Origin of the sequence: Streptomyces sp. NPDC021356, from assembly GCF_040641015.1 — a bacterium.
Classification (GTDB): Bacteria; Actinomycetota; Actinomycetes; order Streptomycetales; family Streptomycetaceae; genus Streptomyces.
Genome location: NZ_JBFACU010000018.1, coordinates 93,901 through 115,280, shown reverse-complemented (window position 1 = coordinate 115,280; position 21,380 = coordinate 93,901). Strand labels below are relative to the sequence as shown.

At 72.6% G+C, this 21,380-nt stretch carries 20 protein-coding genes; 14 read left to right on the top strand and 6 right to left on the bottom strand.

The features are described from left to right. Positions 1-89: 89 nt before the first annotated feature. Positions 90-1,013, top strand: coding sequence for a HipA family kinase (locus tag AB0G56_RS24520; protein ID WP_360972725.1), 924 nt, complete (start codon positions 90-92; stop codon positions 1,011-1,013). A 75-nt stretch (positions 1,014-1,088) separates the two neighbouring features. Here AB0G56_RS24520 and aceB read toward each other — a convergent pair whose 3' ends face one another. Together aceB and AB0G56_RS24510 are read right to left on the bottom strand one after the other, a co-directional pair. Beyond that, the gene (gene aceB, locus AB0G56_RS24515; protein WP_360972723.1) at positions 1,089-2,714 is read right to left on the bottom strand and encodes a malate synthase A; all 1,626 of its coding nucleotides are present in this window, start codon (positions 2,712-2,714) and stop codon (positions 1,089-1,091) included. 184 nt (positions 2,715-2,898) lie between these two features. Next, a complete protein-coding gene (locus AB0G56_RS24510) occupies positions 2,899-3,540 on the bottom strand; it encodes a nucleotidyltransferase family protein (protein ID WP_360972721.1) in 642 nt (213 codons plus the stop codon). A 153-nt stretch (positions 3,541-3,693) separates the two neighbouring features. On the opposite strand from AB0G56_RS24510, the gene AB0G56_RS24505 reads away from it, so the two are divergent. Then, positions 3,694-4,032 carry a DUF5955 family protein gene (locus AB0G56_RS24505; protein ID WP_360972719.1) on the top strand — a complete coding sequence of 113 codons (339 nt, stop codon included), beginning with the start codon at positions 3,694-3,696 and terminating at the stop codon, positions 4,030-4,032. Between the two features lie 612 nt (positions 4,033-4,644). On the opposite strand, the gene AB0G56_RS24500 is transcribed toward AB0G56_RS24505, so the two are convergent. Further along, positions 4,645-5,445, bottom strand: coding sequence for an IclR family transcriptional regulator (locus tag AB0G56_RS24500; RefSeq protein WP_360972717.1), 801 nt, complete (start codon positions 5,443-5,445; stop codon positions 4,645-4,647). Between the two features lie 292 nt (positions 5,446-5,737). Here AB0G56_RS24500 and allB point away from each other — a divergent pair, with 292 nt between their 5' ends. After that, complete coding sequence (gene allB, locus AB0G56_RS24495; RefSeq protein ID WP_360972715.1) at positions 5,738-7,075, top strand: allantoinase AllB; 1,338 nt, start codon at positions 5,738-5,740, stop codon at positions 7,073-7,075. Positions 7,076-7,185: 110 nt separating this feature from the next. Beyond that, positions 7,186-8,301, top strand: a complete 1,116-nt coding sequence (alc, locus tag AB0G56_RS24490; protein WP_360972713.1) for an allantoicase — start codon at positions 7,186-7,188, stop codon at positions 8,299-8,301. 259 nt (positions 8,302-8,560) lie between these two features. Here alc and AB0G56_RS24485 read toward each other — a convergent pair whose 3' ends face one another. Then, positions 8,561-9,355: an SDR family oxidoreductase gene (locus AB0G56_RS24485; RefSeq protein WP_360972711.1), complete on the bottom strand. Its 795-nt coding sequence runs from the start codon at positions 9,353-9,355 to the stop codon at positions 8,561-8,563. A gap of 242 nt (positions 9,356-9,597) precedes the next feature. Between AB0G56_RS24485 and AB0G56_RS24480 the strand changes: the two genes are divergently transcribed. Continuing rightward, positions 9,598-9,993: a ribonuclease domain-containing protein gene (locus tag AB0G56_RS24480; protein WP_360972709.1), complete on the top strand. Its 396-nt coding sequence runs from the start codon at positions 9,598-9,600 to the stop codon at positions 9,991-9,993. A gap of 141 nt (positions 9,994-10,134) precedes the next feature. Here AB0G56_RS24480 and AB0G56_RS24475 read toward each other — a convergent pair whose 3' ends face one another. Beyond that, the gene (locus AB0G56_RS24475) at positions 10,135-10,332 is read right to left on the bottom strand and encodes a hypothetical protein (protein WP_360972707.1); all 198 of its coding nucleotides are present in this window, start codon (positions 10,330-10,332) and stop codon (positions 10,135-10,137) included. A gap of 198 nt (positions 10,333-10,530) precedes the next feature. On the opposite strand from AB0G56_RS24475, the gene AB0G56_RS24470 reads away from it, so the two are divergent. Continuing rightward, a complete protein-coding gene (locus tag AB0G56_RS24470; protein WP_360972848.1) occupies positions 10,531-11,763 on the top strand; it encodes a histidine kinase in 1,233 nt (410 codons plus the stop codon). 349 nt (positions 11,764-12,112) lie between these two features. Here AB0G56_RS24470 and AB0G56_RS24465 read toward each other — a convergent pair whose 3' ends face one another. After that, positions 12,113-13,078, bottom strand: a complete 966-nt coding sequence (locus AB0G56_RS24465; RefSeq protein WP_360972705.1) for an NADPH:quinone reductase — start codon at positions 13,076-13,078, stop codon at positions 12,113-12,115. A 203-nt stretch (positions 13,079-13,281) separates the two neighbouring features. On the opposite strand from AB0G56_RS24465, the gene AB0G56_RS24460 reads away from it, so the two are divergent. The 8 genes from AB0G56_RS24460 to AB0G56_RS24425 all read left to right on the top strand — a co-directional run bounded on the left by AB0G56_RS24460 (position 13,282) and on the right by AB0G56_RS24425 (position 21,294). Then, positions 13,282-13,953, top strand: a complete 672-nt coding sequence (locus tag AB0G56_RS24460) for a response regulator transcription factor (protein ID WP_360972703.1) — start codon at positions 13,282-13,284, stop codon at positions 13,951-13,953. Between the two features lie 186 nt (positions 13,954-14,139). After that, positions 14,140-15,342 carry a cytochrome P450 gene (locus AB0G56_RS24455; protein ID WP_360972701.1) on the top strand — a complete coding sequence of 401 codons (1,203 nt, stop codon included), beginning with the start codon at positions 14,140-14,142 and terminating at the stop codon, positions 15,340-15,342. Positions 15,343-15,609: 267 nt separating this feature from the next. Continuing rightward, a complete protein-coding gene (locus AB0G56_RS24450; protein ID WP_360972846.1) occupies positions 15,610-16,347 on the top strand; it encodes a GntR family transcriptional regulator in 738 nt (245 codons plus the stop codon). A 255-nt stretch (positions 16,348-16,602) separates the two neighbouring features. Further along, complete coding sequence (locus tag AB0G56_RS24445) at positions 16,603-17,607, top strand: sugar ABC transporter substrate-binding protein (protein ID WP_360972699.1); 1,005 nt, start codon at positions 16,603-16,605, stop codon at positions 17,605-17,607. Next, positions 17,604-18,653 (top strand): ABC transporter permease, encoded by a 1,050-nt coding sequence (locus AB0G56_RS24440; protein ID WP_360972697.1) that lies wholly within the window; start codon positions 17,604-17,606, stop codon positions 18,651-18,653. The genes AB0G56_RS24445 and AB0G56_RS24440 overlap by 4 nt, the downstream gene beginning before the upstream one ends. After that, positions 18,650-19,447: an ATP-binding cassette domain-containing protein gene (locus tag AB0G56_RS24435; protein ID WP_360972695.1), complete on the top strand. Its 798-nt coding sequence runs from the start codon at positions 18,650-18,652 to the stop codon at positions 19,445-19,447. The genes AB0G56_RS24440 and AB0G56_RS24435 overlap by 4 nt, the downstream gene beginning before the upstream one ends. A 117-nt stretch (positions 19,448-19,564) precedes the next feature. Beyond that, a complete protein-coding gene (locus AB0G56_RS24430) occupies positions 19,565-20,713 on the top strand; it encodes an ROK family glucokinase (protein ID WP_360972693.1) in 1,149 nt (382 codons plus the stop codon). Beyond that, positions 20,710-21,294 (top strand): sugar kinase, encoded by a 585-nt coding sequence (locus AB0G56_RS24425; RefSeq protein WP_360972691.1) that lies wholly within the window; start codon positions 20,710-20,712, stop codon positions 21,292-21,294. Before AB0G56_RS24430 ends, AB0G56_RS24425 begins: the two co-directional genes overlap by 4 nt. The last annotated feature ends 86 nt before the right edge of the window (positions 21,295-21,380 follow it).

Here is a 21,380-nt window from a genome sequence, read left to right as displayed (position 1 = left end):
GGGCCGCGCGATCGTCAGGGGCGAGGTGGCCGGTGGATGGGGCCAGGTGAGGGAGCGGGTGGGCTGGAAAGCCCGTATAGCCTGAGGAAATGCTGACTGAGGTCACCGCCACCCGCTACATCGCCCCGCTGCGCTCCGGCGGCTCCGTCCCCGGCGTCGTGGAGGCCGATGATCTCGGTACGTACGTCGTCAAGTTCACCGGCAGCGCGCAGGGGCGCAAGGCGCTGGTCGCCGAGGTGATCGTCGGGGAGCTGGCGCGGGCGCTCGGGCTGCGGTTCCCGGAGCTGGTCCTGGTGCACTTCGATCCGGCGATCGCCGCGCACGAGGTCCACCAGGAGGTGCGGGAGCTGCACGGCGCCAGTGCCGGGGTCAACCTCGGGATGGACTACCTGCCGGGGGCGCGGGACTTCACCCCGGAGGTCGCGAAGTCGTTCCGGGTGGATCCGCTGGAGGCGGGCCGGATCGTCTGGCTGGACGCGCTGACGGTGAACGTCGACCGTACCGTCCACAGTTCCAATCTGATGATCTGGCCGACGCTCGGCGTCACGCCCCCGCGCCTGTGGCTCATCGACCACGGTGCGGCGCTCGTCTTCCACCACCGCTGGGACCTGACCGCGCCGGAGAAGGCGTACGACTTCCGGCATCACGCCCTCGGCCAGTACGCGCCCGACGTGCGCGCGGCCGACGCCGAGCTGGCGCCGCGGGTGACCGAGGCGCTGCTGCGCGAGATCGTGGCCCAGGTGCCGGACGCGTGGCTGCGCGACGAGACGGGGTTCGCCACGGCCGACGAGGTGCGCGACGCCTACGTCGGCTACCTGCACGCGCGCGTGCGTGCGTCCTCCGCCTGGCTGCCCACCGACTTCCCCGGCCGCGCGGAACTGGCCGCCGAGGAGGCCCGGCGGGCGGCGCGGACGCAGCAGGGGCGGCCGGACTGGCTCAAGCGGGTCCCGGACCTGCACGGCAAGCCGTCCGCGGAGCAGGACTGGTCCGTCCACCTGGACCGCGACGCGTGAACCGCCGAGCGGGCGGCCCCGGGGAGAACTTCTCCCGGGACCGCCCGCTCGGCAACTCCACTTCCCGGCTGTCCGTCAGCCCTGGAGCTGCTGGTACGCCGGCAGCGTCAGGAAGTCGGCGTAGTCCGCATCGAGGGAGACCTGGAGCAGCAGGTCGTGCGCCTGCTTCCAGTGACCGGCGGCGAAGGTCTCGTCGCCGATCTCCTCACGGATGTTCTCCAGTTCCTCGGCGGCGACCTTGCGGGCCAGCTCCGGCGTGGCCTTCTCGCCGTTCTCGAACTCCACGCCCGCGTTGATCCACTGCCAGATCTGCGAGCGGGAGATCTCGGCGGTGGCCGCGTCCTCCATGAGGTTGAAGATGGCGACCGCGCCGAGGCCGCGCAGCCACGCCTCGATGTAACGGATGCCCACCTGGACGGCGTTGACCAGCCCCGCGTAGGTCGGCTTGGCGTCCAGCGAGTCGATCGCGATCAGGTCGGCCGCCTTGACGTCGACGTCCTCGCGCAGCCGGTCCTTCTGGTTGGGCTTGTCGCCCAGCACCTTGTCGAAGGACTCCATGGCGATCGGCACCAGGTCGGGGTGGGCGACCCAGGAGCCGTCGAAACCGTCGCTGGCCTCGCGGTCCTTGTCGGCGCGGACCTTCTCGAAGGCCACCTTGTTGACCTCGGCGTCCCGGCGGGACGGGATGAACGCGGCCATGCCACCGATCGCGTGCGCGCCGCGCTTGTGGCAGGTGCGCACGAGGAGTTCGGTGTACGCCCGCATGAACGGGGCGGTCATCGTCACCGCGTTGCGGTCCGGCAGGACGAACTTCTCGCCGCCGTCACGGAAGTTCTTGACGATGGAGAACAGGTAGTCCCAGCGGCCGGCGTTCAGCCCGGAGGCGTGGTCGCGCAGCTCGTAGAGGATCTCCTCCATCTCGTACGCGGCCGTGATCGTCTCGATCAGGACGGTGGCGCGCACGCTGCCCTGCGGGACGCCGGCGTAGTCCTGCGCGAAGACGAAGATCTCGTTCCAGAGGCGGGCCTCCAGGTGCGACTCCGTCTTCGGGAGGTAGAAGTACGGGCCCTTGCCGAGGTCGAGCAGGCGCTGGGCGTTGTGGAAGAAGTACAGACCGAAGTCGACGAGCGCCCCGGGGACCGGCTTGCCGTCGGCGTCGGTGAGGTGGCGTTCGTCGAGGTGCCAGCCGCGCGGGCGCATGACGACCGTGGCCAGTTCCTCGGCGGGGCGCAGTGCGTACGACTTCCCGGACCTCGGGTCGGTGAAGTCGATGCTGCGGGTGTAGGCGGCGATCAGGTTGAGCTGGCCGAGGACGACGTTCTCCCAGGTGGGGGCGGAGGCGTCCTCGAAGTCGGCGAGCCAGACCCTGGCGCCCGAGTTGAGCGCGTTGATGGTCATCTTGCGGTCGGTGGGACCGGTGATCTCGACCCGGCGGTCGTCAAGGGCCGCGGGGGCCGGGGCGACCTTCCAGGAGTCGTCCGCGCGGATCGCGGCCGTCTCGGGGAGGAAGTCGAGGGTGGAGGTGCGGGCGATCTCGGCGCGGCGCTCCGCACGGCGGGCGAGGAGTTCGTCGCGGCGCGGCGTGAACCGCCGGTGCAGCTCCGCCACGAAGGCGAGCGCCGCGTCGGAGAGGACCTCCTCCTGCCGGGGCAGGGGCTCGGCGTCGACGATGGCCAGCGGGGACGGCGCTGGTGCGGACATGAGCTGTCACTTCCTTCAGCGGTGGCACCGGGTGCCAAGGGGGACGGAAAGGGCGATTCGCACCCGCTGTGCGGTGGGGTGCTTCTGAACAGTGGATAGTAGTTTCCTCATCGTGGAACTTCAATGGTTTGTTGATGTCGAGATTCTCTGAGTCGAGGAAACGTGGCGCTGGGTGCCATCCCGTTCACTCCAGGTGGCCCAGGTCCGCTTCCGTGTCGACGTCATACGCCTGTGCGACGTCACCGCACTCGACGAGGGCGATCCGCGCGGCGTGCTCCTTCAGATAGGCGCGTGCCCCCCGGTCCCCGCTGGCACTCGCCGCGACGCCCGCCCAGTGCGCCGCGCCGAACAGCACCGGGTGCCCGCGCACGCCGTCATAGGCCGCCGAGACCAACGACGTCTCGTCCCCGAAGGCCGCCCGCACCCGCGCCACCGCCTCCGCCCCGATGCCGGGCTGGTCGACGAGCGAGACCAGCACCGCCCGCGCGCCCGAACCCGCCAGCGAGTCCAGTCCGGCCCGCAGGGAGGAGCCCATGCCCTGCTCCCAGTCGGCGTTGTCCACGAGGACGCACCCCTCCAGGTGTGCCCGCTCCCGTACGTCCGGCGCCCGCGCGCCCAGGACCACGTGCACACGCGTGCACCCCGCCGCCCGCAGCACGCCCACCGCGTGCTCCACCAGCGGCCGGCCCCGGTGCGTGAGCAGCGCCTTGGGCCGGCCGCCGAGCCGCCGTCCGCCGCCGGCGGCCAGGACGAGACCGGCGACCTCGTCGTCCGTGCGGTCCTTGCCGCCGTCCTTGCCGCCGTCCTTGCCGTCCACAGGTGTCATGCGTGTCATACGTCCTGCATACCTGAGGGTCCGTGGCCCGCGCCCGGCGCGCGGGGCTGAATTTCGGTCCGTACGGTGGCGCGCCGCGCCCCGGGTGGCGTTTACTGACCCGCGTCCGGGGACTGCGCACGACGACGTGCGAGGGGGAGGGCTGTGTTGCGGAGCTTGGGACAAAGACCGGTGACCGGCAGCGGAGAGGACCCGCGGGTGGCGGAACTGCGCACTGCGGTATCCCGCTTACGTCGGGAACTCGCCGCTCATCCCCGCGAGTTCCCCGACCGCGCCATAGCCGAGGACGAACTCGCCGCGCTCGCCGCTATGGTCGCCCACGGCACCCCCGAGATCCCCCGGCTGCGCCGCTCCCTGCTGCTGATCGCAGGCTCCATGGGCTCCGTCAGCGCCCTGCGGGGCGGTCTGTCCGAGGTGCGGGCGGCAGTGGACATGTTCGGGCCGCCACCCCTCGGCCGGCCGGAGCCACCGCCGGTCCGCTGAGTCACCGGTCCGCTGAGCCGCCGGTCCCCGCTGAGCCGCCGAGCTGGTGGGGTCCGGGGTGGGGCTCGGGGCGGCGGCTCGGGGGTCCTCAGCATCGCCTCGCGCCTGCCCGCGGGGCGCCGTCACGACGGTGACCGGGGCCTCCGACCCGGGCGGGCCCGGCCTGCTCGCTGCCCTGTGGCCACGCCGGTCACATCGGAGAACGGGCGGGTGGGCGCTGGGCGTGCGCGTGGGGGTGCAGGCACGCCGGCCCGTGCGCGTGGCCGCTGCACGGGCCGGGCGGCTGATCACCGCGGACTGGGGTGCGGCCGGGCGGGGGTGCGGCCTTGGTGGGGTGCGGCCGACGGGGCGCGGCCCGGTGGACCGTGCGCGGGACCAGCACGGCAACGCCCCCTCACGAGTGGGCCTGCCCGTCGGCGGTCTCACCGGCCGGGCGGCCCGCCGTCGGCCTCACCGGGCGGGGTGCCCACCGTCGGCCTCACCGGCCAACCGCACTACCGTCCGTCTCACCCGGCGGGGTGCCCACCGTCGGCCTCACCGCCCAGCCGGTCCACCGTCACCCGCCCCCGCCCGCCCGCGGCGCTCGCAGTGCCCTTCCGCGTCCGCTCCCCCTCAGGCCGTCGCCCCCGCGCTGGTCAGCGCCTGGGACAGTTCCGCCGCTACCTGCTGCAGGACCGGGACGATGCGCTCGGTCGCGGTCTCCGTGACCCGGCCGGCCGGACCGGAGATGGAGATCGCCGCCGCGGTGGGGGAGTCGGGCACGGTGACCGCGAGGCAGCGCACCCCTATCTCCTGCTCGTTGTCGTCCATGGCGTAACCGAGCTTGCGCACGTCCTCCAGGGCGGCGAGGAAGCCCTCGGGAGTCGTGATCGTCTTCTCGGTGGTGGCGGGCATGCCGGTCCGGGCGAGCAGGGCACGCACCTCCTGGTCCGGGGTGTGCGCGAGGAGCGCCTTGCCCACGCCGGTGGAGTGCGGCAGGACGCGCCGGCCGACCTCGGTGAACATCCGCATCGAGTGCCGGGACGGCACCTGCGCCACGTACACGATCTCGTCGCCGTCGAGGAGCGCCATGTTCGCCGTCTCCCCGGTCTCGTCGACCAGCCGGGCGAGGTAGGGGCGGGCCCACGTGCCCAGCAGGCGGGAGGCGGACTCGCCCAGGCGGATCAGCCGGGGGCCGAGCGCGTACCGCCGGTTGGGCTGCTGGCGGACGTACCCGCAGGCCACGAGCGTGCGCATCAGGCGGTGGATGGTCGGCAGGGGCAGTCCGCTGGCGGCGGACAACTCGCTCAGGCCCACCTCGCCGCCCGCGTCCGCCATCCGTTCGAGCAGGTCGAAGGCGCGCTCGAGGGACTGGACGCCACCGCTGGCGGAGGACTTGGCGGAGTCGGTGGTGCTGGCGCTGGACGTCGGCACGGCGCGTTCCTTTCGGGGCGGGCAGGAAGGGCCAAAGCCTACCGGGGGGACGGTTGACTCCCTGCCTGTACGGAACTACGTTCTGTCTATTGGAATTCTAATTCCGCTTTGTGGAAACGTCCAGAGTGTGTGCGCCGACCAGCTGTCCAGCAGTGTGCCCCTTGACGGGGTGAGGGCGGGAGTGAAGACTCCTTCAACAGAACGTTGAAGTCCGTTACATGGGTGTAAATGGGCGTAAGTCCCTGTGCCCTCGTGTCCTGGAAGCACGGCGGCGAAGAAGAGAGGGGTCCCGGTGTCCGACGATCGACTGGTGCTGCGCTCGACACGAGTCATCACGCCCGATGGGACGCGCGCCGCGTCCGTCGTGGTCGCCGACGGCGTGATCACGGCCGTACTGCCCCACGACGCCGAGGTGCCCGCCGGGGCCCGTCTGGAGGACCTCGGCGACGACGTCCTGCTGCCCGGCCTGGTCGACACCCACGTGCACGTGAACGACCCGGGCCGCACCGAGTGGGAGGGCTTCTGGACCGCCACGCGCGCCGCGGCGGCCGGCGGCATCACCACCCTGATCGACATGCCGCTCAACTCCCTGCCGCCCACCACCACGGTGGACAACCTGCACGTCAAGCAGGACGTGGCCCGGGACAAGGCGCACATCGACGTCGGCTTCTGGGGCGGCGCCCTGCCCGACAACGTCAAGGACCTGCGCCCGCTGCACGACGCCGGCGTCTTCGGCTTCAAGTGCTTCCTGTCGCCGTCCGGCGTGGACGAGTTCCCGCACCTCGACCAGGACCGGCTCGCCACCTCGCTGGCGGAGATAGCCGGCTTCGGCGGCCTGCTGATCGTGCACGCCGAGGACCCGCATCACCTCGACGCCGCCCCGCAGCACGGCGGACCCAAGTACACCGACTTCCTCGCCTCCCGCCCGCGCGACGCCGAGGACACCGCCATCGCCACGCTGATCGCCCAGGCCAAGCGCCTCGACGGGCGCGTGCACGTGCTGCACCTCTCCTCCAGCGACGCGCTGCCGCTGATCGCCGAGGCCAGGGCGGAGGGCGTGCGGATCACGGTCGAGACCTGTCCGCACTACCTCACCCTGACCGCCGAGGAGGTCCCGGACGGCGCCAGCGAGTTCAAGTGCTGCCCGCCGATTCGCGAGGCCGCCAACCAGGACCTGCTCTGGCAGGCGCTGGCCGACGGCACCATCGACTGCGTCGTCACCGACCACTCGCCCTCGACCGCGGACCTGAAGACCGACGACTTCGCCACCGCCTGGGGCGGCGTCTCCTCCCTCCAGGTGAGTCTCGCGGCCGTGTGGACCGAGGCCCGCAAGCGCGGGTACGGCCTGGAGGACGTGGTCCGCTGGATGTCCACGCGCACCGCCGCCCTCGCCGGCCTGGACCGCAAGGGCGCCATCGAGGCCGGACGCGACGCCGACTTCGCCGTCCTCGCCCCCGAGGAGACCTTCACCGTCGACCCGGCCCACCTCCAGCACCGCAACCGCGTCACCGCGTACGCGGGCCGGACCCTGCACGGCGTGGTGAAGTCCACCTGGCTGCGCGGCGAGCGCATCGTCTCCGGCGGCGAGTTCACCGAGCCGAAGGGCCGGCTGCTGACCAGGTCCCACTGAGCCACCCACCCAACCGCGGGTGCCACCGCGGCCGTACCGCGGCCGTACCGCGACCGCACCCGCCGCCCCCACCCGCACCGGCCGACTCCCGAAAGGAAGAACTGATCACCGTGACGGCGACTCCCCGTTTCACCGGCGACGCGAACCCCTACGGAGGCGGTGACCCGTACGCGGACTACCGCACCGCCGACTTCCCCTTCACCCAGCACGCCAACCTCGCCGACCGCCGCCTGGGCGCCGGGGTCATCGCCGCCAACGACGAGTTCTTCGCCCAGCGCGAGAACCTGCTGGTGCCCGAGCGCGCCGAGTTCGACCCCGAGCACTTCGGGCACAAGGGCAAGGTCATGGACGGCTGGGAGACCCGCCGCCGCCGCGGCGCGTCCGCCGGGCACCCCTGGCCCACCGAGGACGACCACGACTGGGCGCTGATCCGGCTCGGCGCGCCGGGCGTCGTACGCGGGGTCGTCATCGACACCGCGCACTTCCGCGGCAACTACCCGCAGGCCGTGTCGGTGGAAGGCACCTGCGTACCGGGCTCCCCCTCGCCGGAGGAACTCCTCGCCCAGGACGTCAAGTGGACGACCCTCGTCCCGCGCACCCCGATCGGAGGCCACGCGGCCAACGGCTTCGAGGTCGACGTCGAGCAGCGCTTCACACACCTGCGCGTCAACCAGCACCCCGACGGCGGCATCGCGCGGCTGCGCGTGTACGGCGAGGTCGTGCCCGACCCGAAGTGGCTGGAGGTGCTCGGCACCTTCGACGTGGTCGCCCTGGAGAACGGCGGCCGGGTCGAGGACGCCTCCAACCTCTTCTACTCGCCCGCCACCAACACCATCCAGCCGGGCCGCTCCCGCAAGATGGACGACGGCTGGGAGACCCGCCGCCGCCGCGACCAGGGCAACGACTGGATCCGCTACGAGCTGGTCGCCCGCTCCGAGATCCGCGCCGTCGAGATCGACACCGCCTACCTCAAGGGCAACAGCGCCGGCTGGGCGTCGGTGTCGGTCAAGGACGGTGAGGACGGCGAGTGGCGCGAGGTCCTGCCGCGCACCCGCTGCCAGCCCGACACCAACCACCGCTTCGTGCTGCCCGTGCCCGCCGTCGGCACGCATGCGCGCGTGGACATCTTCCCGGACGGAGGCATCTCCCGCCTGCGTCTGTTCGGCTCCCTGACGGAGGACGGCGCGAAGCGCCTGGCCGCCCGCCACCAGGAACTGGGCGGCTGACCCGCCCCACGGCCCGCGGGGCGCCCGGCCCGACAGCACCGGCGCGCCCCGCGATCCCCGCCCCGCCCGGACCGCCCTGTACGGCGTCTGAGCGGGGCCCGTGAGCTTGTACGGGGTCCGGGCCGGCCGCACGCCCGGGCCGCGCGCTGGGCGTCTGCGCGCGGTCCCGTCGTCCGGGCCGCGCGCTGGGCGTCTGCGCGCGGTCCCGTCGGACGGGCCGTACGCGGGGTGTCCGCGCGCGGTGCGGTCGCCCGGAGCCTCAGGCGGCGTGTCCGCCGTCCACGGAGAACTCCGCACCCGTGACGTAGGCAGCGTCGGCCCCCGCCAGGTACGCCACCATCGAGGCGACCTCGTCGGCGGTGCCGAAGCGGCCCAGGGCCGTCATGGCCGCCTGGCCGGGCGCGTGCGGCCCGTCGGCGGGGTTCATGTCGGTGTCGATGGGACCGGGGTGGACGATGTTCGCCGTGATCCCGCGCGGGCCCAGCTCCCGGGCGAGCGCCTTGGTCAGACCGATCAGGGCGGACTTGCCGGTCGCGTAGAGGGTCCCGCCCGGCCCCGGCACGCGCTGGGTCATGCAGGTGCCGATGGTGACGATCCGGCCGCCCTCCCGCATCCGCGCGGCGGCGGACCGGCAAGCCAGGAAGACGGCGCGCACGTTCACCGCGAGCACCCGGTCGGCGTCGGCCAGGGTCAGGCTCTCCACCGGTCCCAGCAAGCCCACGCCCGCGTTGTTCACGAGCACGTCGAGCGCGCCCATCTCGTCGCTCGCGCGGCCGACGACATCCGCCGCCTCGCCCGGCTCGGCCGCGTCGGCGCGCAGGGCGACCGACCGCCGCCCGAGCCGCCGTACGGCCCGCGCCACGTCCTCGGCCGCATCCTTTCCGTTCACGTAGGTGAGGGCCACGTCGGCGCCCTCGCGGGCGAGCCGCAGAGCCGTCGCCGCACCGATCCCGCGGCTGCCGCCGGTCACGAGCGCCACCTTGCCTTGGAGGCCCTCGCCGTGGAGGGCCCCGCTGTCGAGGGTGTTGTCTTCGAGGTTCCGCTGAGAAGTCATGTCCTCATCCCAGCGGCCGGCCGCCACCGGTGCTGGCGGCCATCGGACGCCGAGGTCCCGGGCGGCGCCCGGAGCGGCAGCGGGCAACGCGCGTCCGCTCTCGACCCAGTTCGAGTTCGCATGAACGTCCAGGGAACACCTGAACGATCAGGGTCAACCAAGAGTGAATTCACCGCACTTGACGGTAAACTCCACGGCTTTGACATTGACATGCCACTATCTACGCGCGTCATCATGAGTCCATGAGATTCCCCCCACGCATGACCCGCATCGGCGCCGCGGGCGCCCTCCTGTCCGCCCTCCTCGTGGGCGGCACCGTCTCCGCCGGCCAGGCCGGCGCCGCCACGTCCTCGGTCGGCAGCATCTGCTACGGCGCCCTGCCCTCCCAGGCGCACCACACGCTCGACCTGATCGACCAGGGCGGGCCCTTCCCCTACTCGCAGGACGGCAGCGTCTTCCAGAACCGCGAGGGCGTCCTGCCCAGTCAAGCCGGCGGCTACTACCACGAGTACACGGTGGTCACCCCCGGTTCCCCCACCCGGGGCGCCCGCCGGATCATCACCGGTGAGCGGACCCAGGAGGACTACTACACCTCCGACCACTACGCCACGTTCGACCTCGTCGACTTCGGCTGCTGAGCCTGCCGCCGGGCCGTCACAACCGCCGCCGGGCGACCGCACCGACGGCCCGGCGCACGCTCACCGCATCGACGGCCCGGCGCACGCTCACCGCACCGACGGCCCGGCGCACGCTCACCGCATCGACGGCCCGGCGCACGCTCACCGCTTGCGGCTGTCGGCGGCGGCGAACAGGGCGCAGGCCAGCACGATCAGGACGAAGCTCACGAACACCTCGTAGCCGTGGAGGAACGGCACGCGCCGCACCAGGCCCACGTGCCAGTCGGTGAACTCCTGCACGAAACCCAGCGCCCCCTGCACCAGGGCGATGAATCCGACGACCTCCAGAACCTTCTTCATGCATCCGAGACTCGCCCCGCGCTCCCCCCGCGCGCATCGGCCGCGGGGCGGGTTCCGGCCGACCAAGGTCCACGGGGCGCCCGGCGCCGGGAGCCGAAGGTCGCCGGCCCCGGCGACTTCGGTCGCGGATGTGCTTCGCGCGCGACGGCGGGCCTTTTCCGTTGCGTAGATTTGTCGACTGTGACAGCTGACAGGACGATGCCGGAGCCGACGGTGTTCAACGGGCGGCGCTGGTGGCTGCCCTCCGCCGTGGCCGACGAACTCGACCCCGACGCGGGGCGTACCGGCCGGACCCGGCGCACCGCCCGCGACTGGCTCGTCGACTTCTTCTGCTTCTTCCTGGCCGTGCTCATCGGCATCAGCGCCGTCCGCTCGCTGCCGAACGAGACGGACCTGCCGCGCGCCCTGGCCGTCACCGACCAGGTGGTCGGCGCGCTGGCCTGCGCCGCGATCTGGCTGCGCCGCCGCTGGCCCCTCGGGCTCGCCGTTGCCGCGGTCCCCGTCAGCCTCGTCTCGAACAGCGCGGGCGGCGCCCTCGTCGTCGCCCTCTTCACCCTCACCGTGCACCGTCCGTTCCGGTACGTGGTCTGGGTGGGCGGTGCTCAGCTCGCGCTGATCCCGGTCTTCTACTGGCTGCGCCCGGACCCCGAGCTGTCCTACCCGGGCGTCGTCGTCTTCGGCGAGCTGCTGACCTTGTCGGTGATCGGCTGGGGCATGTTCGTACGCTCCAAGCGGCAGCTGATGCTGAGTCTGCGGGACCGGGCGCGGCGTGCCGAGACGGAGGCAAGGCTCCGTGCCGAGCAGGCACAGCGGCTCGCCCGGGAGGCCATCGCCCGGGAGATGCACGACGTCCTCGCGCACCGGCTGACCCTGCTGAGCGTGCACGCCGGCGCGCTGGAGTTCCGGCCCGACGCGCCCCGCGCGGAGATCGTGCGGGCCGCCGGGGTCATCCGGGAGAGCGCGCACGAGGCTCTACAGGACCTGCGGGAGATCATCGGCGTCCTGCGCGCCGGGGACTCCGACGACGCGGGCCGCCCGCAGCCCACGCTGGCCGCGCTGGACGCCCTGGTCGCCGAGTCCCGCGAGGCCGGCATGAAGGTGACGCTGACCGGTCAGGTCGTCGACCCGGCCGCCGTGCCCGCCTCCGTCGGCCGCACCGCCTACCGCATCGCGCAGGAGGCCCTGACCAACGCCCGCAAGCACGCCCCCGGCGCGGAGGTCACGGTGACCGTCACCGGCGGCGCCGGGCAGGACCTCGCCGTCCACGTCCGCAACCCGCCGCCCGAGGGCGAGGTCCCGCCCGTTCCCGGCTCCGGGCAGGGCCTCATCGGCCTCGCCGAACGCGCCGCCCTGGCCGGCGGCACCCTGCGCCACGGGCCCACACCGGACGGCGGCTTCGAGATCCGGGCGCACCTGCCATGGCCGGCCTGAGCACCGCACGCGCCGGGCGTACGCCGATCCGCGCCGGTGCCGACCCGACGACCACTCGCGCCGGGCGTACGCCGGCCTGCACCGCGGCCCGCTCCGTGGTGCGCACGCCGGCCTGCACCGAGACCCGCTCCGTGGTGCGTGCCCTGGTCCGTGCCTCGGCCCGCTCCCTGGTGGGTGCTGCGTCCGTGTATCGGTCCGTTCGGCGGCCTGTTCCCCGGTGCGTGCCCCGGCCCGTTCCATGGCCTGTTCCCCGGTACGAGCACAGGTCCGAGTCAGCCCCGACGGCCCCGGTCACCGCCCGAGCAGTCCCCGAGCGGCCCGGGCCGCCTCCCGTTCCCGCGCCGCCTCCTCAGGGCCGCAACACCACGCGCCGTCCGTGCAGTTCGCCGCGCTCCACCCGCTGATGCGCGCGCGCCGTCTCGCTCAGGGAGCCGTACTCCACCGCGCGCGGTCGCAGCCCGCCCCGCGCCAGCCGTTCGTTCACGGCGTCCGCCGCCCCGGCCAGCTCGGTGACCGTCGCGTGGGAGATGGCGAAGCCGCGCAGGGAACCGTCCTTCATGTAGAGCGGGCCGACCGGCAGGGCGGCTTCGTCCCGGGCACCGGCGAGGAGCACGACACGGCCCCGGTGCGCGAGGAGGGCGACCGCGGCCCGCAGGTCGTTGCGGCCCGAGGTGTCGACATGGACGTCCACGCCGTCCGGGGCCAGGGCCGCCAGCCGCTCCACGAGATCGTCGGCGTGGTAGTCCACGACCTCCGCCGCACCCAGGGACCGCACGTGCGCGTGGTCGCGGGGCGCGGCCGTCGCCAGGACACGCGCCCCGGCGCACGCCGCCAGCTCCACCAGTGCGCTGCCCACATTGCCGCCGGCTCCGCCGACCAGCACCGTCTCCCCGGGCCGCAGGCCGCCGTGCGCGAACAGGGCCAGGTGCGCGGTTGCCGCGGGGTGGAACACGGCCACCGCCTCCTCGGGGCGCACGCCCGGAGGCAGGCGGTAGAGGCGGTCGGCCGGTACGGCCGCCTGTTCGGCCGCCGCGCCCTGGCGCCCGTCATGGCCGAGGCTGTTGCACCACACCGTCTCGCCGGCGGCGAACCCCGACCCGGCGGACGCCACCGTCCCCACGAGGTCGCGCCCCACCACGAACGGGAAGGTCAGCGGCGTACGGAACACCCCGGACCGGACGAAGGTGTCCACGGGGTCGACCGCTGTCGCCAGCACGTCCACCAGCACCTCGCCGGACTTCGGCACGGGCGGCGGCAGCTCATCCCAGCGGATGACGTCGGGCGGACCCAGCTTTTCGATGTAAGCGGCACGCATGAACGCCCATGGTGCCACCGCCGGGCTTCCAGGGCCGACATCGTGGCCGTCGGTGCGCCTCGGTGCGCCTGCCCGGGGCGCCCGGGACCCGGACCCGGCCCCGGCCCCGGCCAGGGGCAGACGCCCGGGCCGGGGACCGGGCGGAGGCCGCGGGGCGGCGAGCCGGTGTGGCTCCGGTGCGGGCGGTTTGGTTGGCTGGGCCCATGACCGTGATCCGAGTGCTCCTCGTCGACGACGACCCGCTGGTGAGGGCGGGCCTGTCCTTCATGATGGGAGGCGCCGCCGACATCGAGATCGTCGGTGAGGCGGCCGACGGCGGCGAGGTGGAGGCGCTGGCCGAGCGCACCCGCCCGGACGTCGTCCTCATGGACGTGCGCATGCCGGGCGTGGACGGCATCACGGCGACGGAACGGCTGCGCGCCCGCCCGGAGGCACCGCAGGTCGTGGTCCTGACCACCTTCCACGCCGATGAGCAGGTGCTGCGGGCGCTGCGCGCGGGTGCCGCCGGCTTCGTCCTCAAGGACACCCCGCCGGCCGAGATCGTCGAGGCGGTGCGCCGGGTGGCGGCCGGCGACCCCGTGCTCTCGCCCACCGTCACACGCCAGTTGATGCGGCACGCGGCCGGAGCAGCGGGCGACGACCGGCGCTCCCGCGCGCGTGAGCGCCTCGCCGCGCTCAACGACCGCGAACGCGACGTGGCCGTCCGGATCGGCCAGGGCCTGGCCAACGCTGCGATAGCCACCGAACTGTTCATGAGCGTCGCCACCGTCAAGACGCACGTCTCCCGCATCCTCGCCAAGCTCGACCTCAACAACCGCGTGCAGATCGCGCTGCTCGCCCATGACGCGGGACTCCTCGAGGAGGACGCCTCGTAGGGGGAAGAGGAGGCGTCGCAGGGGCGCCTCTCGAAGCCGTGGCGGCGCCTGTCGAAGAGGACGCCTCGAAGCCGTGGCGGCGCGTGTCGAAGAGGACGCCTCGCGGGGCACTTCGCGTCGCCGCCGCTCGTTGTCCGGGCACGGGGCGGGCGCCGGGTGGCGTGCGCGCCCCGGAGGGGAGCCGAGATGGCGGACGTGATCGACCTGGCGGAGTACGGCGAGGGGTTCCGGGACGACCCCCACCCGGTCTACGCGCGACTGCGCGAGCTGGGCCCGGTCCACCGCGTGCGGCTGCCACCGCCGGAGTCCTACGACAGCTGGCTCGTCGTCGGGTACGACGAGGCGCGCGCAGCCCTCGCCGACCCCCGCCTCGCCAAGGACGCCACCGGTATGGACGTACGGCCCGGCGACGAGAACCTACGGGCCGTCGAGGACCAGGTGCTCGGCGAGCACCTGCTGGTGGCGGACCCGCCGCAGCACACGCGGCTGCGCGCCCTGGTCACCCGCGCGTTCACCGCGCGCCGCATGGAGGCGCTGCGGCCCCGGATCCAGACGATCACCGACGAGCTGCTGGACGCGATGCTGCCGCTCGGGCGCGCGGACCTCGTGGAGGCGTTCGCCTACCCGCTGCCGATCACGGTCATCTGCGAACTGCTGGGCGTGCCCGAGATGGACCGGACCGCGTTCCGTGAGATGTCCAACGAGTTCGTCGCACCCGCCGGCGAGGAGGGCTTCCTCCGGTCCGTGGACCGGCTCGCCGCCTACCTCTCCGGACTGATCGAGGACAAGCGGTGCGCCGGGCCCTCCGACGACCTGCTCGGGGCGCTGATCCGCACCACCGCGGAGGACGGCGACCGGCTCTCCCCAAAGGAGTTGCAGGGCATGGCGTTCCTGCTGCTCATCGCAGGCCACGAGACCACGGTCAACCTCATCACCAACACCGTCCACACGCTGCTCAGGCACCCCGGACAACTCGCCGAGGTGCGGGCCGACCCCGCACTGGTCGACGCCGCCGTCGAGGAGACGCTGCGCTACGAGGGCCCGGTGGAGAACGCCACCTTCCGGTACGCGGCCGAGCCCCTGGAGATCGGAGGCACCGCCATCGCGCGCGGCGAACCGGTGCTGATCGGACTCGCCGCGGCCGACCGGGACGCCGGCCGCTTCCCGGCAGCGGACCGCTTCGACCTCCACCGCGACACCCGGGGCCACCTCGCCTTCGGCCACGGCATCCACTTCTGCCTGGGTGCGCCCCTGGCCCGGCTGGAGGCACGCACCGCCCTGCACACCCTCCTGCGCCGGGCGCCCGCCCTGGCCCTCGACGCCCCGGCGGCGGAGTGGCTGCCGGGCATGCTCATCCGGGGCACCCGGACGCTACCGGTGCGCTGGTAGCCGGTCGCAGCCGTTCCGCAGTCGGCCGGGGCGAGACCGGCCACCCTGGAGGCCGGTGCAGGCGTTCCGCCGCCCGGTCGGCTGCCGCAAGGGCGGGGGCGTGCCAGAAGCCCTGCCCCCACTAGGAGGCGGCCGCAGGAACCGGGAGCACCGGTTCCCGGGCGGTCGGCTGATGCACTATGTCCGGACAACCTGACTATACGACTTCCCGTCAACCGACCACCGGGCTACGCTCGGCCCGTGCCCAAACCAGATGTGGACCCCACCGTGTCGCTCGCGCTCAGTGTCGACCGGAGTTCTCCCGTGCCGTTGTACTACCAGCTGTCACAGCAGCTCGAAGCGGCGATCGAGCAGGGCGCCCTCACTCCCGGCAGTCTGCTGGGCAACGAGATCGATCTGGCCGCCCGGCTCGGCCTGTCCCGTCCCACCGTCCGCCAGGCCATCCAGTCGCTCGTCGACAAGGGGCTGCTGGTGCGCCGCCGCGGTGTCGGCACCCAGGTCGTGCACAGCCAGGTCAAGCGCCCGCTGGAGCTGAGCAGCCTCTACGACGACCTCGAGGCGGCCGGGCAGCGGCCCACGAGCAGGGTCCTGGTCAACACGGTCGTCCCGGCGTCCACCGAGGTCGCCGCCGCCTTGGGCGTGGCCGAGGGGGCGGACGTGCACCGCGTGGAGCGGCTGCGACTCGCGCACGGCGAGCCGATGGCGTACCTGACCAACCACCTGCCGACCGGACTGCTCGACCTGGACACCGGACAGCTGGAGGCCACCGGCCTGTACCGGCTGATGCGCTCCGCCGGGATCACCCTGCACAGCGCCCGCCAGTCCATCGGCGCCCGCGCCGCCACCCCCTCCGAGGCGGAGCGGCTCGCCGAGGCGGAGGGGGCGCCCCTGCTCACGATGGAGCGCACCACCTTCGACGACACGGGCCGCGCGGTGGAGTTCGGCACGCACACCTACCGGCCCTCCCGCTACTCCTTCGAGTTCCAGCTGCTCGTGCGGTCCTGACCCGGCCCGACCCGGGAGCCCCGCCCTGGACCGGGGGCCCGGCCCGGACCGAGAACCGCGCCTGAATCCGGCGGCCCGGCGTCACAATGTCCGGACAAGGCGAGGAGGTTCCGGCCCCCGGCCGTTTGCCTCCACCGTCCATGCCCGATAATGCGATGTTCGGGGTTGATGGGTGGGCCATCGGCCCCGCGCGTACGTTCGGACACAGCCGGAGAACACGGCTACCGGAGAACACAGCTAGAAGGGCACGGCCTCGTGGCACGGTTTCCAACCTGGGTAGGCATCGCGCTCGCAGGGGCGCTGTCGCTGTCCCTCGCGGGATGCAGCAGCACCGGCGGCAAGCGGGCGGAGGACGCCCGCAAGGCCGCGGCGGCCCAGGGCAGGGCGGCGGTGAACACGCCCCGCTGGACCTTCGCGATGATCACCCACTCCGGTGACGGGGACACCTTCTGGGACATCGTGCAGAACGGCGCCAAGCAGGCCGCCGTCAAGGACAACATCAACTTCCTGTACTCGCACGACGACGAGGCCCAGCAGCAGGCACAGCTCGTGGACGCGGCGGTGGACAAGAAGGTCGACGGCATCATCGTCACGCTCGCCAAGCCCGACGCGATGAAGGCCGCCGTGGCCCGCGCCGAGAAGGCCGGCATCCCGGTGGTGACGGTGAACTCCGGCTCCGCGGAGTCCAAGGCCTTCGGCGCCCTCACGCACATCGGCCAGGACGAGACCGTGGCCGGGGAGGCCGTCGGCGAGGAACTGAACAAGCGCGGCAAGAAGAAGGCCCTGTGCGTCCTGCACGAACAGGGCAACGTCGGCCACGAGCAGCGCTGCGCCGGTGTCGCCAAGACCTTCACCGGCAAGGTCGACAACCTCTACGTCAACGGCACCAACATGCCCGACGTGCAGTCCGCGATCGGGGCCAAGCTCCAGGCGGACAAGTCCGTCGACGCGGTCGTCACCCTCGGCGCCCCCTACGCCGACACCGCCGTCAAGGCCAAGGCGGACGCGGGCAGCAAGGCCGAGGTCGACACTTTCGACCTGAACGCCAAGGTCGCCGCCGAGCTGAAGGACGGCACCCTCGGCTTCGCCGTCGACCAGCAGCCCTACCTCCAGGGCTACCAGGCCGTCGACCTGCTGTGGCTGTACAAGTACAACGGCGACGTCCTCGGCGGCGGCAAGCCGGTCCTCACCGGCCCGCAGATCGTCACCAAGGACCAGGCGGCGGCCCTGGAGGAGTACGCGAATCGGGGCACCCGATGAGCGCCGCCCCGGACCGGGCGGCAACCCTCACCGACGAAAGGCTCCTGCGCACCTCGGCGCTGCGCAAGCTGCTCTCCCGGCCCGAGCTGGGCTCGGTCGTCGGGGCGATCGCCGTCTTCGTCTTCTTCGCCGTGGCCGCCGACGGGTTCGTACGGGCGTCCAGTCTCAGCACCGTGCTGTACGCCTCCTCCACGATCGGCATCATGGCCGTCCCGGTCGCGCTGCTCATGATCGGCGGTGAGTTCGACCTGTCCGCGGGCGTGATGGTGACCTCCTCGGCGCTGGTCTCGTCGATGTTCAGCTACCAGATGACGGCGAACGTCTGGGTCGGCGTCGGCGTCTCCCTGCTCGTCACCCTCGCGATCGGAGCCTTCAACGGCTTCATGCTGACCCGCACCAAACTGCCCAGCTTCATCATCACTCTGGGCACCTTCCTGATGCTGACCGGCATGAACCTCGGCTTCACCAAGCTGATCGACGACACCGTCTCCACGAAGACCATCGGCGACATGGAGGGCTTCCCGGCCGCCCACGCCGTCTTCGCCTCCACGTTCACCGTCGGCGGCGTCGACTTCAAGGTCACCATCCTGTGGTGGATCGCCCTGGTCGCCGTCGCCTCCTGGATCCTGCTGCGCACCCGCACCGGCAACTGGATCTTCGCCGTCGGCGGCAACCAGGACGCCGCCCGAGCGGTCGGCGTACCCGTCACCAGGACCAAGATCGGCCTGTACATGGGCGTGGCGTTCGGTGCCTGGATCTCCGGGCAGCACCTGCTGTTCTCCTTCGACGCCGTGCAGTCCGGCGAGGGCGTCGGCAACGAACTGATCTACATCATCGCCGCCGTCATCGGCGGCTGCCTGATCACCGGCGGCTACGGCAGCGCCGTCGGCTCGGCGGTCGGCGCGCTGCTGTTCGGCATGACCAGCAAGGGCATCGTCTTCGCCGAGTGGAACCCCGACTGGTTCAAGTTCTTCCTCGGAGCGATGCTGCTCCTCGCGACCCTGCTCAACGCCTGGGTCCGCAAGCGGGCGGAGGCCGCCAAGTGACGCAGACCGAGACCCGCACGGCGCTGGTGGAGCTGTCGGACGTCAGCAAGCACTACGGCACCGTCCGCGCCCTCGAAGGCGTCTCCCTCGAAGTGCACGCCGGTGAGATCACCTGCGTGCTGGGCGACAACGGCGCAGGCAAGTCCACACTGATCAAGATGATCGCGGGACTGCACCGGCACGACGGCGGCGTCCTGCGCATCGAGGGGGAGGAGACCTCCCTGTCCTCCCCGCGCGAGGCCCTGGACCGGGGGATCGCGACCGTCTACCAGGACCTGGCCGTCGTCGGCCTGATGCCGGTCTGGCGCAACTTCTTCCTCGGCTCCGAGCCCAGGAAGGGCGTCGGCCCCCTCAAGCGCCTGGACGTCGACCTCATGCGTCGCATCACCCGCGAGGCGCTGCTGCGCATGGGCATCGACCTGCGGGACGTGGACCAGCCCATCGGCACCCTGTCGGGCGGCGAACGCCAGTGCGTGGCCATCGCGCGGGCGGTCCACTTCGGCGCCAAGGTGCTCGTCCTCGACGAGCCCACGGCGGCGCTCGGCGTCAAGCAGTCGGGCGTGGTGCTGAAGTACGTGGCCGCGGCGCGCGACCAGGGCCTGGGTGTCGTACTCATCACCCACAACCCGCACCACGCGTACCTCGTGGGGGACCGGTTCGTGCTCCTGAAGAGGGGCACGATGGTGGGGCATCACACACGCGACGAGATCACCCTGGAGGAGCTGACCCGTCAGATGGCGGGCGGCAGCGAACTCGACGATCTCCGTCACGAACTCGAAAAGGGCACCTCCTGAAGGGTGTTGGCACCCGCGCGGGCGACCTCCACGCGCGCGCGTGCGCTACGCCGGGGGCACCGGTCGTCCGGTGCCCCGTACAGCACCCTTACCGGGCGTGCGGCAGAATCGGGGCCGATGAGCACCTACCGCGACCTCACCGCCCCCATCGGCTCCCGCCGAGCCCCGGTCCTGCGCACCGTGGGCACCCGTGAGCGCCGTTCCCACCTGACGGCGCCCCGGGTCCCGACGGTCGGCATCGACATCGGCGGCACCAAGGTGATGGCGGGCGTCGTCGACGCCGACGGCAACATCCTGGAGAAGCTCCGCACGGAGACCCCGGACAAGTCCAAGAGCCCGAAGGTCGTCGAGGACACCATCGCCGAGCTGGTCCTGGACCTGTCCGACCGGCACGACGTGCACGCCGTCGGCATCGGCGCGGCGGGCTGGGTCGACGCCGACCGCAACCGCGTGCTCTTCGCACCCCACCTGTCCTGGCGCAACGAGCCGCTGCGCGACCGCCTCTCCGAACGCCTGTCGGTACCGGTCCTCGTCGACAACGACGCCAACGCCGCCGCCTGGGCCGAGTGGCGCTTCGGCGCCGGCCGCGGCGAGGACCACCTCGTCATGATCACGCTGGGCACCGGGATCGGCGGCGCCATCCTGGAGGACGGCCAGGTCAAGCGGGGCAGGTTCGGCGTCGCCGGCGAGTTCGGCCACATGCAGGTCGTGCCCGGCGGCCACCGCTGCCCGTGCGGCAACCGCGGCTGCTGGGAGCAGTACAGCTCCGGCAACGCCCTGGTCCGCGAGGCGCGCGAGCTGGCCGCCGCCGACTCCCCGGTCGCCTACGGCATCATCGAACACGTCAAGGGCAACATCTCCGACATCACCGGCCCGATGATCACCGAGCTGGCCCGTGAGGGCGACGCCATGTGCGTCGAACTGCTCCAGGACATCGGCCAGTGGCTCGGCGTCGGCATCGCCAACCTCGCCGCCGCCCTCGACCCGTCCTGCTTCGTCATCGGCGGCGGCGTCTCCGCCGCCGACGACCTGCTGATCGGCCCCGCCCGGGACGCGTTCAAGCGCCACCTCACCGGTCGCGGCTACCGCCCCGAGGCCCGTATCGTCCGCGCCCAGCTCGGCCCCGAGGCGGGCATGGTCGGCGCCGCCGACCTCGCCCGGCTGGTCGCCCGCCGCTTCCGGCGCGCCAAGCGCCGCCGGGTCGAGCGACACGAGCGCTACGAGCGGTACGCCCAGACGCGGCGCGAGGCCCGGGAGGCGCTGTGACGATGTCCCTGCCGCGGCAGGCGGCGGCGCCGGACGAACCGCCGCCCCCGCCGACCGAGGACCGCCGCCACCGCAACCGCCGCAGAGCGCTCACCCTGCTGATCATCATGCTGCTGATCGGCGTCCCGGCCGGGTACCTGGTCATCTCCGCCGCCCAGAGCCGCGACAGCGGCAAGGACAAGGAAGCCAAGTACGCGGCGACCGGCCTGACCCCCACCTACCCGGCCAAGGTCCAGCGCCGCCTCTACCAGGTGCCCGTCCCGCACCCCGCCGACCGCGTCGCCTCCTACGAGACGAACAACTGGAAGACCAGCCGCCTCTACGTCCAGTTCCGGACCACCCAGCCCGGACTCGACACCTTCCTGGAGGCCATGGGGGTCAACCGGAGCGACCTCAGGAAGGGGGACATCACCTTCAGCCGCCGCGATCGCGACGTCACCGGCTGGAACTTCAAGGGCCCCGGTCCCTGGTGGGGCCTCAGCCACAGCCAGGACAACCCGGCACCCAGCCAGGACGTCATCGTGAACCTCTCCAACCCCGTGCTGCCGATGGTGTACGTCGTCTCCCAGACCGTTCCCTGAGCCGCAGACCCGCCTCCCCGACCCGCGGCCGCCCCCGCCGCACCCCTTCCCGCCCGGCCCCGAGGAGCGGCACCCGGACCGGCCCG